The sequence below is a fragment of the Streptomyces davaonensis JCM 4913 genome (assembly GCF_000349325.1).
Taxonomy (GTDB): Bacteria; Actinomycetota; Actinomycetes; order Streptomycetales; family Streptomycetaceae; genus Streptomyces; species Streptomyces davaonensis.
In genome coordinates, this window is record NC_020504.1 from 1,719,731 (window position 1) to 1,731,185 (window position 11,455).

Annotated in this window: 10 protein-coding genes and 1 riboswitch; of the genes, 1 reads left to right on the forward strand and 9 read right to left on the reverse strand. The window is 69.5% G+C overall.

Translation table 11 applies throughout. The features are described from left to right. Positions 1 to 162: 162 nt before the first annotated feature. Positions 163 to 1,113, reverse strand: coding sequence for a M23 family metallopeptidase (locus BN159_RS07690; protein ID WP_015656362.1), 951 nt, complete (start codon positions 1,111 to 1,113; stop codon positions 163 to 165). Positions 1,114 to 1,117: 4 nt separating this feature from the next. After that, positions 1,118 to 1,277, reverse strand: a riboswitch (cyclic di-AMP (ydaO/yuaA leader). A 431-nt stretch (positions 1,278 to 1,708) separates the two neighbouring features. Here BN159_RS07690 and BN159_RS07695 point away from each other — a divergent pair. Beyond that, the gene (locus tag BN159_RS07695) at positions 1,709 to 2,494 is read left to right on the forward strand and encodes a tyrosine-protein phosphatase (RefSeq protein ID WP_015656363.1); all 786 of its coding nucleotides are present in this window, start codon (positions 1,709 to 1,711) and stop codon (positions 2,492 to 2,494) included. A 19-nt stretch (positions 2,495 to 2,513) separates the two neighbouring features. Here the strand turns inward: BN159_RS07695 and BN159_RS07700 are convergent, their stop codons facing one another. The 8 genes from BN159_RS07700 to shc form a co-directional block, all read right to left on the reverse strand. Then, positions 2,514 to 2,636, reverse strand: coding sequence for a DUF6126 family protein (locus BN159_RS07700; protein ID WP_015656364.1), 123 nt, complete (start codon positions 2,634 to 2,636; stop codon positions 2,514 to 2,516). Beyond that, positions 2,633 to 3,256, reverse strand: a complete 624-nt coding sequence (locus BN159_RS07705) for a helix-turn-helix domain-containing protein (protein WP_041818934.1) — start codon at positions 3,254 to 3,256, stop codon at positions 2,633 to 2,635. Before BN159_RS07705 ends, BN159_RS07700 begins: the two co-directional genes overlap by 4 nt. Before the next feature lie 73 nt (positions 3,257 to 3,329). Further along, entirely contained in the window at positions 3,330 to 4,715 is a 1,386-nt protein-coding gene (locus BN159_RS07710; protein ID WP_015656366.1) for an aspartate aminotransferase family protein, read from the reverse strand. After that, positions 4,712 to 6,607, reverse strand: coding sequence for a 1-deoxy-D-xylulose-5-phosphate synthase (dxs, locus tag BN159_RS07715; protein WP_015656367.1), 1,896 nt, complete (start codon positions 6,605 to 6,607; stop codon positions 4,712 to 4,714). Before dxs ends, BN159_RS07710 begins: the two co-directional genes overlap by 4 nt. Positions 6,608 to 6,633: 26 nt before the next feature. Next, the gene (gene ispG, locus BN159_RS07720) at positions 6,634 to 7,791 is read right to left on the reverse strand and encodes a flavodoxin-dependent (E)-4-hydroxy-3-methylbut-2-enyl-diphosphate synthase (RefSeq protein WP_015656368.1); all 1,158 of its coding nucleotides are present in this window, start codon (positions 7,789 to 7,791) and stop codon (positions 6,634 to 6,636) included. Between the two features lie 4 nt (positions 7,792 to 7,795). Beyond that, entirely contained in the window at positions 7,796 to 8,818 is a 1,023-nt protein-coding gene (gene hpnH / locus BN159_RS07725) for an adenosyl-hopene transferase HpnH (RefSeq protein ID WP_015656369.1), read from the reverse strand. A gap of 5 nt (positions 8,819 to 8,823) precedes the next feature. After that, positions 8,824 to 9,465 carry a phosphorylase family protein gene (locus tag BN159_RS07730; protein WP_015656370.1) on the reverse strand — a complete coding sequence of 214 codons (642 nt, stop codon included), beginning with the start codon at positions 9,463 to 9,465 and terminating at the stop codon, positions 8,824 to 8,826. Further along, a complete protein-coding gene (gene shc / locus BN159_RS07735; RefSeq protein WP_015656371.1) occupies positions 9,465 to 11,453 on the reverse strand; it encodes a squalene--hopene cyclase in 1,989 nt (662 codons plus the stop codon). Before shc ends, BN159_RS07730 begins: the two co-directional genes overlap by 1 nt. Between the last annotated feature and the right edge of the window lie 2 nt (positions 11,454 to 11,455).

Here is an 11,455-nt window from a genome sequence, read left to right on the forward strand (position 1 = left end):
ACTCCTAAAGCCTTCACCAACTTTGGAATAAGCCCCGGATCAGGGCTGTTGAGGCGTCAATCGCCAGACCCGGACGCCGGGCAACACCGAAGGCCGGACCCGGGGATCGGGGGTCCGGCCTTCGGTTGCGTGTCAGGCAGGTTGCCGTGGGGCGGGGGGCCGTCAGCCGACGGAGACGCCCTTCGAGTTGAGGTAGGCGACCGGGTCCACGTCCGAGCCGTAGTTCGGCGTGGTGCGGATCTCGAAGTGCAGGTGCGGTCCGGTCGAGTTGCCGGTCGAGCCGGAGAGGCCGACCTGCTGGCCCGCGGTCACCGACTGGCCGCTGGAGACGGACAGCGAGGACAGGTGGGCGTACTGCGCGTAGTGGCCGTCGGCGAGCTGGATGACGACCTGGTTGCCGTAGGCGCCCGCCCAGCCGGCCGAGACGACGGTGCCCGCGCCCACGGCCTTCAGGGAGGTGCCGGTCGGGACGACGAAGTCGACGCCGGTGTGGTAGCCGCTGGACCACATGCTGCCCGCGACCTTGTAGGAGGTGCCGACACCGGCACCGGAGACCGGAGCGGAGAAGCCGTTGACGGTGCTCGGGGCGGTCTGGGCGGCGGGCTGCGCCTGGGAGGCGGAGGACTGGGAAGCCGTGGCGGACTGCGACGACTTCTTCGTGGCGCCCGAGGAGGACTTGGTGGAGGACTTCGCGGCCGGCTTCTCGGCGGCGTCCGTCGTGGCGGCCTTCTTGCCGATCGACAGCTTCAGACCGGGGTGGATCAGCGACGGGTCGGTGCCGACGGCCGCGCGGTTGTCCTGGTACAGCTTCTGCCAGCCACCGCTGACGTTCTGGTCGTCCGCGATCTTCGAGAGGTAGTCGCCGGAGCGGACCGTGTAGGTCTTGGCGGACTTCTTCGCGGCGGCCTTCTTCTCGGCCGTCTTCTTGTCGACCGACTGGACGGACTGGACCGACTGAACGGCCTTTTCCGAAACCGACTGCGCCGGGGCCGCGTGGGCGCCGGTGGCTCCCAGAAGCGGGAGGGCGAGCGCGGCGCCACCGGTTCCGGCGACGGCGATCGTGCGGGTGAAGCGCAGGCTCTTGGGACGGCGGTGCTTACCCTTCGCGGGCATGGCGAATTCCTCTCCGGCGCCTACGAGGTGAGCTGTCGGGTTCGGACTGGAGATGTCCGGCCGCGCGCTGGGCGCGACTTGACCCCGAGCCTGTTCCGGAGACCGGACCAGGCGGTTGTGCCTGTGGGTCCCCCGCTCCTGCCGTGCACGGGTGAGTGTGCGGATCCCGAGCGGCGGCAGGATTAGGCGTCCGCTCGGATTGGTGGCGAACGTAAGCGACCAAGACGCAAAGGGACAAGCAGAAGGTTCCGCCCGAAGGCACCTTTCTTGATCCCTTGTAAGAATTCCCGCTCACTTTCCGTGCATTAGGGAGAGATCGACTCCCGCAAATACCCTTGAAAAGCGCATGAATTACGTGAACATGACGGACGACGCACCGTCACGGATATGACGCTGCTCACGTGACGTTGCTCCAGACTCCTTTATTCCAGAGCGAGTTGGAATGAAGGCTGCAATTCGGACAGAACGGAATCAGAGGGATATAGGCACTGTTCGCCCGTTTTGACACATTCCCTGGGTGGCCGGATTCGATGTCGTATCGTCGAGGCGTGCCGTCGGCGAGCCGAGCCGGACGGACCCGGTGGGAGGAGCCCAAGTGACGCAGCAGGTCCCGTCGACCGAGCCGGAGCTGGCCGGAGTTCGCAACTTCCGAGACGTGGGCGGACTGCCGACCGTGGACGGACGCCGGGTACGGCAGGGCGTGCTGTTCCGCAGCGGCCATCTCGCGCACGCGACCGACCAGGACGCGACGTTCCTCGACACTCTCGGTCTGCACACGATCTTCGACTTCCGCAACGCCGCGGACCAGAAGCTGGAGGGCCCCGACGTCGAGCTGACCGGGGTGCGCAATGTGAACCTGCCGCTGTCCGACCCCGCGGACGGCGCCGAGTTCTGGAAGATGGTCCGCGACGGCGACATCGAGCAGCTGCGGGAGATCCTGGACGACGGCAAGGCCGCCAACCGCATGATCGAGTCGTACCGCACGATCATCAAGGAGCGCACCGCCGAGCACTCCCGGGTGCTGCACTCCCTCGCCGAGGACAGCGTCCCGGCCCTGATGCACTGCGCGGCGGGCAAGGACCGGGCCGGTCTGTCGATAGCGGTGACGCTGCTCGCCCTGGGCGTCGAGCGGGAGGCGATCCTCGCCGACTACCTGGAGTCCAACGCCAAGCACCGCCGCTACAAGGTGCAGCGCAACAACAGCTACACCCCCGAGGTGATCGAGCTGCTCAGCCCGCTCTTCGACGCGCGCGCCGAGTACCTGACCGCGGCCTTCGAGACGATCGACGAGACCTGGGGCGGCGTCGACACGTATCTGGAGCAGGCGCTGGGGGTCACCCCCGAGGTCCGGGAGCGGCTGCGGGAGCGCCTGCTCGACTGACGGAGGCCGAGCCGCGTGGCTACTGCTTCGCGCCCACCTCGAACAGGAAGTAGATGAACGCGGCGAAGACATGCCCCACCGCGATGTAGATGATCAGGCGGACCCACAGGGCGCGCGGGAACTTCTCCTCCATGTCGCTCATGGCGTCTCTCCAATGTGTGAAGGGGTCGGGCCGCCCAGGCACAGGGCGGCCGTGGGGCTCTGAAGCAGGGTGTGGACGAACAGGAGCTCGACCCCGTCCGGATCCAGGGCGGCGATCCGGTGCGGGGTGAGCGAGTCGAAGTGGGCGCTGTCACCCGGTTCCAGCCGGTGCGTGGCGTCCCCGAGGCGCAGCCGGAGCCGCCCGGTGAGGACGTAGAGCCACTCCTCGCCGGGATGCACCCGCACGATGTCGCCCTGGGAGCCGAAGGGGACGTGCACGCGCAGGGCCTGCATGCCGCGGCCGGGGGCGCCGGCCTGCCAGTACGTCCAGCCGCCGGCCGCCGTCGGTTCCATGGCGGCGGAGCGCACGACGGACTCCCGGTCGGCGACCGTCTCGCCGAGCAGCTCCGAGACCGTCGTACCGTAGATACGCGCGAGCGAGAGCAGCATCGGCAGTGAGGGCTGGCGCTGCCCGGTCTCCAGCCGGGACAGATGGGCCGGCGACAGACCTGCGGCGCGGGCCGAGGCCTCCAGGGTGAGGGCGGCCTGTCGCCTGAGGGCACGCAGCTGCGGCGCCACCACGGGCAGCTCGTCGGCCGGCCCGGTCTCGGGAGAGCTCATGCTCTCCATTCAGCCGGAATCTTGCCTCAGCGGCAAATTTCTTGCCTCCGAGGCAAACTCCGTCGAGGAACCTCTAGCGGTTGGCCACCGCCTGCTTCACCAGCGTCTTGCCGAAGTCCCACATCAGCCCGCCACCGCTGTGCGCGTCGTCCATCACCTCGGTGAAGGCGTCCACGAACCGCTCCACCTCCCGCTCCCCGATGATCAGTGGCGGGATCAGCTTGATCACCTCCAGATGGTCACCGGAGACCTGGGTGAGGATCCGGTGCCGCTGGAGCAGCGGTACGACGACCATCTGCGCGAACAGTCCCTTGCGCGCCGCCTGGAGCATGGTCCACCGGCTGCGCAGCTTCAGCGAGGAGGGCCTGCCGAACTCGATGCCGATCATCAGGCCCCGGCCGCGCACGTCGGCGAGCAGCTCGTACTTGTCGGTCAGCGCCGCGAGCCGGGACTTCAGCAGGTCGCCGGTGGCGCGGGCGTTCGCGACGATCTGCTCGTCCTCCAGGACCGCGAGCACGGCGAGCCCGGCCGCCATGGCCTGGGCATTGGCGCCGAAGCTCGCCGAGTGGACGAGGACCCGGTCCATCGAGGAGTAGACCTTCTTGAAGATCCAGTCCTTGCCGAGGGTGGCGCCGACCGGCACATAGCCGCCGGACAGGGCCTTGGCCACGCACACCAGGTCCGGCTCAACGCCGTCCTCGTGCTGATAGGCGTAGAAGTCCCCGGTCCGGCCGAGCCCGGTCTGCACCTCGTCGGCGATGAGCAGCGCCTTGTGCCGGTGCAGCAGTTCCTGGGCGGCCCGGAGGTAGCCGGGCGGGGCCGCGTGCACACCCTTGCCCTGGATCGGCTCGACGATCAGGGCGGCCACGTCGCCCTTCTTCAACTCCCGTGCCAGGGCGTCGAGATCACCGAGGGGTACGGCCGTGTCGGGCAGCAGCGGGGCGAAGCCGTCCCGGAAGCCGTCCTCGCCGTTGACGGACAGGGCGCCGGTGGTCAGTCCGTGGAAGGCGTGGTCGCAGTAGAGGACGCGGGGCCTGCCGGTGGCGCGGCGGGCGAACTTCAGCGCGGTCTCGACCGCCTCGGTGCCGCTGTTGCCGAAGAACACCCGGTCCAGATGCGGGCTGTGCGCGAGCAGTTTCTCGGCGAGCAGTCCGGGCAGCGGCTGGCAGTCGAAGCGGGTGAGGTCGGCGAGCTGGGCGTCGAGGACGTCGTGCAGCGCCTTGCGGACGACGGGGTGGTGGCGGCCCAGGCCCATCACGCCGAACCCGGCGAGCATGTCGAGGTAGTCGGCGCCCTCCGCGTCCCAGAAGTAGGCGCCCTCGGCGCGCTCGTAGACCTTGTCGAAGCCGATGGTGTGCAGCATGCGCGGGAGCTGGTGGTTGAGGTACTTGCCGTGCAGCTCGTAGCGCTCGGCTCCGCGCTCGGCCAGCAGCGCGCCGAGGTCGAACTCCGTGGTCATTCCGCTGTCTCCTTGACTGGCTCCTGGACGGCCAGGCTCGCGCTGATCCGTCCGGCGACCTCGACGGGCGTGAGGCCGATGTCCGCCAGTACCTCGCCGCGTTTGGCGTGCGCGAGGAACTGCTCAGGGATGCCGAACCGCCGTACCGGCACATCGACGTCGGCGTCACCGAGGGCGAGCGCCACGGCGGCGCCCACTCCGGCCGCCCGGCTGTTGTCCTCGACGACGGCGACGAGGCGGTGTCCGGCGGCGAGGCCGGGCAGCGCCGGGTCGACGGGCTTGACCCAACGGGGGTCGACGACCGTGCAGTTGATGCCGCGTGCCTCCAGCAGTTCCGCGGCCTGGAGGCAGACCGGAGCCATGACGCCGACCGCGACGAGCAGGACGTCCGGCTCTCCCGAGGAACGGTGCAGTACATCCAGTCCGCCGATCCGGTCCACCGCCGGGATCGACGGGCCCGCGGACTCCTTCGGGAACCGCACCAGCGTGGGCGCGTCGTCGACGGCGACGGCTTCCCGTAGCTGGGCCCGGAGTTGGTCGGCATCGCGGGGCGCGGCGATTCTCAGACCCGGGACCACCTGGAGGATCGACATGTCCCACATGCCGTTGTGGGAGGCACCGTCGACTCCGGTGACGCCGGCCCGGTCCAGCACAAAGGTGACTCCGCAGCGGTGGAGGGCGACGTCCATCAGGAGCTGGTCGAAGGCGCGGTTGAGGAAGGTGGCGTAGACGGCGACGACCGGATGGACCCCGCCGGTCGCGAGTCCGGCCGCGGACACGGCCGCGTGCTGCTCGGCGATGCCGACGTCCCAGACCCGGTCCGGGAACCTCTGAGCGAACTTGCCAAGACCCACCGGGTGCAGCATGGCCGCCGTGATCGCCACGACGTCCTCGCGCTCCTCGCCGATCTTCACGATCTCGTCGCCGAACACCGAGGTCCAGGAAGGGCCGTTGGACGGGGCGAGCGGCTCGCAGGTGAGCGGGTCCATCACGCCGACGGTGTGGAAGTGGTCCTCCTCGTGGGCGAGGGCGGGTTCGTAGCCGCGGCCCTTCTCGGTGAGGCAGTGGACCAGGACGGGCCCGTGGAAGCGTTTCGCGCGGCGCAGCGCGGACTCGACGGCGCCGATGTCATGGCCGTCGATGGGTCCGACGTACTTCAGGCCGAGGTCCTCGAAGAGGCCCTGGGGTGCGAAGGCGTCCTTGAAGCCCTTCTTGGCGCCGTGCAGGGCCTCGTAGACGGTGTGTCCGACGACCGGGGTGCGCAGCAGTACGTCCTTGCCCCAGGCCAGGACCTGCTCGTAGCTGTCGGTCGTGCGCAGCGTGGCGAGGTGGTTGGCGAGGCCGCCGATGGTCGGGGCATAGGACCGCTCGTTGTCGTTCACGACGATGATCAGCGGCCGGTCCTTGGCGGCCGCGATGTTGTTCAGCGCCTCCCAGGCCATGCCGCCGGTCAGCGCGCCGTCGCCGATGACCGCGACGACATGCCCCTTCTCGCCCTGCACCTGGCGGGCCTTGGCGAGGCCGTCGGCCCAGCCGAGCGCGGTGGAGGCGTGGCTGTTCTCGACGATGTCGTGCTCGGACTCCTCGCGCGAGGGATAGCCGGACAGGCCGCCCTTGCCGCGCAGCTTGGAGAAGTCCTGACGCCCCGTCAGCAACTTGTGCACATAGCTCTGATGGCCGGTGTCCCACACGATGCGGTCGACCGGCGACTCGAAGACCCGGTGGAGCGCGATGGACAGTTCCACCACTCCCAGGTTGGGCCCGAGATGTCCGCCGGTCCGCGCGACCGCGTGCACCAGGAACTCCCTGATCTCGTCGGACAGTTCCCCGAGTTCCGCCTCGGACAGCGCCTTCAGGTCGCGTGGTCCCCGGATGTTCTCCAGAATCGTCACGTCGGGCCCCCTTCGGTCCGTGCTGCTCAACTCACGGTGACGGCCGGCTCCCCCGACTCGACGCCGTCCTGCTCCATCTGCTCGGCGATCTTCATCGCCTCCTCGATCAGGGTCTCCACGATCTTCGACTCGGGCACCGTCTTGACGACCTCGCCCTTCACGAAGATCTGCCCCTTGCCGTTGCCGGAGGCGACCCCCAGATCGGCCTCCCGGGCCTCGCCGGGACCGTTGACCACACATCCCATGACGGCGACCCTGAGCGGCACTTCCATGCCCTCAAGGCCCGCCGTGACCTCGTCGGCCAGCTTGTAGACGTCGACCTGGGCGCGCCCGCAGGACGGACACGAGACGATCTCGAGGCGCCGTTCCTTCAGGCCCAGCGACTGGAGGATCTGGATGCCGACCTTGACCTCCTCGGCGGGCGGCGCCGACAGGGACACCCGGATCGTGTCGCCGATCCCGCGCGACAGCAGGGCCCCGAAGGCGACCGACGACTTGATCGTGCCCTGGAAGGCGGGACCGGCCTCGGTGACGCCCAGGTGCAGTGGGTAGTCGCACTGTTCGGCGAGGAGCGTGTACGCCCCGACCATCACCACGGGGTCGTTGTGCTTCACCGAGATCTTGATGTCCCTGAAGCCGTGCTCCTCGAACAGCGACGCCTCCCACAGCGCCGATTCGACGAGCGCTTCCGGGGTCGCCTTGCCGTACTTCTTCAGCAGCCGCCGGTCCAGCGAGCCCGCGTTGACCCCGATCCGGATCGGCGTGCCGTGGTCGGCCGCGGCCCGCGCGATCTCCTTGACCTTGTCGTCGAACTGCTTGATGTTGCCGGGATTGACGCGTACGGCCGCGCAGCCGGCCTCGATCGCGGCGAACACGTACTTGGGCTGGAAGTGGATGTCCGCGATCACCGGGATCTGGGACTTGCGGGCGATGGTGGCCAGGGCGTCCGCGTCGTCCTGGGTGGGACAGGCGACGCGGACGATCTGGCAGCCGGACGCGGTGAGTTCGGCGATCTGCTGAAGGGTGGCGCCGATGTCCGACGTACGGGTCGTGGTCATCGACTGCACCGACACCGGGGCGCCGCCCCCGACCGCCACCGGCCCGACCTGGATCCGTCGCGACACGCGCCGCTCGGCGATCGGCCGGACCGGTACCTCGGGGACGCCCAAGGGGATGGCGGTCATGATGTCACTCCCGGTTTCCGTTGACCGTCTCGCGCATGGCGCGCAGCGACTCCTTCAGGGAGCCCATGGTGGCGAGGACGGCGGTGGGCTCGTAGCCGCAGTGCGCCATGCAGTTGGCGCAGCGCGGGTCCTTGCCGCGGCCGTACTTGTCCCAGTCGGTCTCCTCGATCAGCTCCCGGTACGTCGGCACATAGCCGTCGCTCATCAGGTAGCAGGGGCGCTGCCAGCCGAAGAGGGAGTAGTTGGGGATCGCCCACGCGGTGCACGGGAAGTCGACCTTGCCCTCCAGGAAGTCCAGGAAGAGCGGCGAGTGGTTGAGCCGCCAGCGGCGCCGGTTGCCGCCCGCGAAGGCCTTCTTGAACAGCTCGCGGGTCTGCTCCACGCCCAGGAAGTGCTCCTGGTCGGGCGCCTTCTCGTAGGCGTAGGCGGGCGAGATCATCATCTCGTCGACCTTGAGGTCGTCGTTGAGGAAGTTGAGGACCTCGACGATGGTCTGCGGGGTGTCGGTGTTGAAGAAGGTGGAGTTGGTGGTGACCCGGAAGCCGCGCCGCTTGGCCTCCTTGATCGCCTCCACCGCCTCGTCGAACACGCCCTCCTTCGCCACCGACTCGTCGTGGCGCTCGCGCAGTCCGTCGATGTGCACGGCGAACGCGAAGTAGGGCGAGGGCTTGAACTTGTCCATCTTCTTGCGCAGCAGCATGGCATTGGTGCACAGGAAGACGTATTTCCGCTTGGCCACCAACTGCCGCACGATCTCGTCGATCTGAGGGTGCATCAGGGGCTCACCCCCGGCGATCGACACCATCGGCGCGCCGGATTCGAGCACGGCGCCCACCGCCTGTGCGACCGGCATGCGCTGCTTGAGCACCCCCGCCGGATGCTGGATCTTCCCGCAGCCCTCGCACTTGAGGTTGCACGCGAACAGCGGTTCCAACTCAACGATCAGCGGGAACTTGTCGCGCTTGCGGAGCTTTTGTTCGGCCAAGTAAGTAGCGACCTTGATGGACTGACGCAGCGGCATGGCCATCTGGCTCACCTCCTGGGGAGCAGCAAAGAACGGTGCCATTCGTAGAAAGCGGGAAGGACCGACCTGAGAACACGGAACGCTGATATTCCCCCGCGTACCGTGCCGATCCGGACGAGTTCATGTTCTGGAGCGTCCACGACCACCCGGACGGCCGCAACGGGGCGCTCACCCCCGCGCACGGCGCTCAGGAGCGTCGCCGCCGACTCCATGTCGACCGCGATTGCGCCGGTCGCGAGCAGATCGGACCGCTCCGGACCACGGACCACGTGATCGGAACCGGTGAGCGGCCCGGTGTGGACGGTGCGCCCCGGGACGGCGCGGACGAGTTCCTTGACGAGCAGCTCGGTCGCGACGCACTCGGTGGTCCCGCGCGGGTCCCGGGTCTCCTCGGCGACGACCAGGTCGCCGGGGTGCATCCCCGGGGCGAGCCCCGCGCAGAAGCCGGTCGCCAGGACGGCGGCCCCGGCGAACGCAGGGTCGGACAGGACCCGGGTGACGGACCGCTCGGCCGCCTTGGGTCCCATGCCGGTGCGCACCACGGTGACCGGCCCGCCGGCGTCACCGCGGTCGCCCGTGCGCAGCGCGAGATGCTCGATGCCGAGCGCGCAGGCGATCAGCAGCGGAGCCGGAGCGGGCTGGGTGTTCATCAGCCCCCCTTGGCCTCGGCGAAGGGCTCGCCGTGCACATAGCGGCCGAGCGCGGTGAGCGGGAACACCTGCCGGTAGAGGTGGTAGTTGATGGAGAAGTCCCAGGGGAAGCCGGTGCCGGTGAAGTACGGCTCGTCCCAGGAGCCGTCCTCGCGCTGGGTGGCGGCGAGCCACTCCACGCCCCGCTCGACGGCCTTGGACTCCCGCTCCCCCGCGGACAGCAGCGCCATCAGCGCCCAGGCGGTCTGCGAGGCGGTGGAGGCACCCCGGCCGCTCCAGCCCCGCGTGTCCTGGTAGGAGCGCAGGTCCTCGCCCCAGCCCCCGTCGTCGTTCTGCACCGACTCCAGCCAGGCCACGGCCCGCCGGATCGCCGGGTGCGAGCCGGGGAATCCGGCGGCGACGAGGGCGGGTACGACGGATCCGGTGCCGTAGACGTAGTTGACGCCCCAGCGTCCGAACCACGAGCCGTCCGGCTCCTGTTCGGCCAGCAGCCACTGGATGCCCCGCCGGGTGCGCGGGTCGTGGGCGAGACCCTCGACGGCGAGCATCTCCACGACGTGCGCGGTGACATCGGCCGACGGCGGGTCGATGACCTCGCCGAAGTCGCAGAACGGCAGCCGGTTGGGGAACGGGCTGGTGTTGTCGACGTCGAAGGCGCCCCAGGCGCCGTTGCGGGACTGCATGCCGAGGTTCCAGCGCACCCCGCGCCCAATCGCCTTCTCCACCCGCTCCGGGTCGTGGTGCCGGACCCGGCGCAGCGCGAGGACCACCTCGGCGGTGTCGTCGATGTCGGGGTAGTTGTCGTTGTGGAACTCGAACGCCCAGCCCCCGGGCGGCAGTCCGGGCCGTCGCACGGCCCAGTCGCCGGGCCGGACGATCTCCTCGCCGAGCATCCAGTCGGCGGCCTTGACCAGTTGCGGATGGTCGGCGGGGACCCCGGCGTCGGCGAGCGCGATGGTGGCCAGGCAGGTGTCCCAGACCGGCGACTGGCAGGCCTCGATCATCCGGGCCCCGTCCTCGCGCCAGACGGCGAAGCGGTCCAGTGATGCCAGGCCCTCACGCATCACGGGATGCTGGAGGTCGTAGCCCATCAGATGCAGGGCGATGACCGAGTACACCGCGGGCGGCTGGATCCCGCCCCAGCAGCCGTCGTTCTCCTGCCGCTCGATGATCCAGCGGGCGGCGGTGTTCATCGCGGCCCGGCGCAGCCTGCGCGGCGCGACCTTGCGCAACTGGTGCAGTGCCTTGTCGAGCCGCTGGAAGGCGCCGTCCCAACTCGCCACCGGAGCAAGGGGCTTGAGCGGATTGGGGTTCGCCGGGTCGGTGTGCAGCTCGTCCAGCGGGAACGGCGCGGGCCGTACCGGCCGCTTGGCGGAGACGATCGTCAGCGGGACGATGGTCTGCCGGGCCCAGCAGCCGAAGTCGTAGATGTTGAGCGGCACCCAGGTGGGGAAGTAGATGAGCTCGGGCGGGAGTTCGGGCAGGTCCTCCCACTTCCACCAGCCGAACAGGGCCAGCCAGATCCGGGTGAAGACCCGGGCGGCCGCGATGCCTCCCTGGGCCCGGATCCACTCCGCCGCCCTCGCCATGTGCGGGGCCTCGGGCTCGTCGCCGGCCAGCCGGAGGGCGACGTACGCCTCGATGGTGGCGGAGAGTTCGGCCGGTCCGCCGTAGAAGGTGGCCCAGGTGCCGTCCTCGCGCTGCTCGCCGCGGATGAACAGGGCGGACGCGCGGGTGGTGGACTCGTCCCGGATGCCGAGGAACTGACGGAGCAGCAGATCCTCGGCGTCCATGGTGACGTTGGTCTCCAGGTCGCCCTTCCACCAGCCCTCGGCGTCCTGCCGGGAGAGCAGGTGCTCGGTGGCGCGCCGGACGGCGTGCACGGCGGCGTCGTGAACCCCCGCCGCCACGGGGGTGGTGCTGGTTTCGCTGGCCGCGGCAGCGCGGGGCGGCAGGGCCCCGGTGCTTCCGTCGGTCGTCGCTGTCATGG

Bases quoted from the DNA above. Each gene is read 5' to 3' on its own strand.
- shc (WP_015656371.1), bottom strand. From the start codon at position 11,453: ATGACAGCGACGACCGACGGAAGCACCGGGGCCCTGCCGCCCCGCGCT.
- ispG (WP_015656368.1), bottom strand. From the start codon at position 7,791: ATGACCGCCATCCCCTTGGGCGTCCCCGAGGTACCGGTCCGGCCGATC.
- BN159_RS07690 (WP_015656362.1), bottom strand. From the start codon at position 1,113: ATGCCCGCGAAGGGTAAGCACCGCCGTCCCAAGAGCCTGCGCTTCACC.
- hpnH (WP_015656369.1), bottom strand. From the start codon at position 8,818: ATGGCCATGCCGCTGCGTCAGTCCATCAAGGTCGCTACTTACTTGGCC.
- BN159_RS07710 (WP_015656366.1), bottom strand. From the start codon at position 4,715: ATGACCACGGAGTTCGACCTCGGCGCGCTGCTGGCCGAGCGCGGAGCC.
- BN159_RS07705 (WP_041818934.1), bottom strand. From the start codon at position 3,256: ATGAGCTCTCCCGAGACCGGGCCGGCCGACGAGCTGCCCGTGGTGGCG.
- BN159_RS07730 (WP_015656370.1), bottom strand. From the start codon at position 9,465: ATGAACACCCAGCCCGCTCCGGCTCCGCTGCTGATCGCCTGCGCGCTC.
- BN159_RS07700 (WP_015656364.1), bottom strand. From the start codon at position 2,636: ATGAGCGACATGGAGGAGAAGTTCCCGCGCGCCCTGTGGGTCCGCCTG.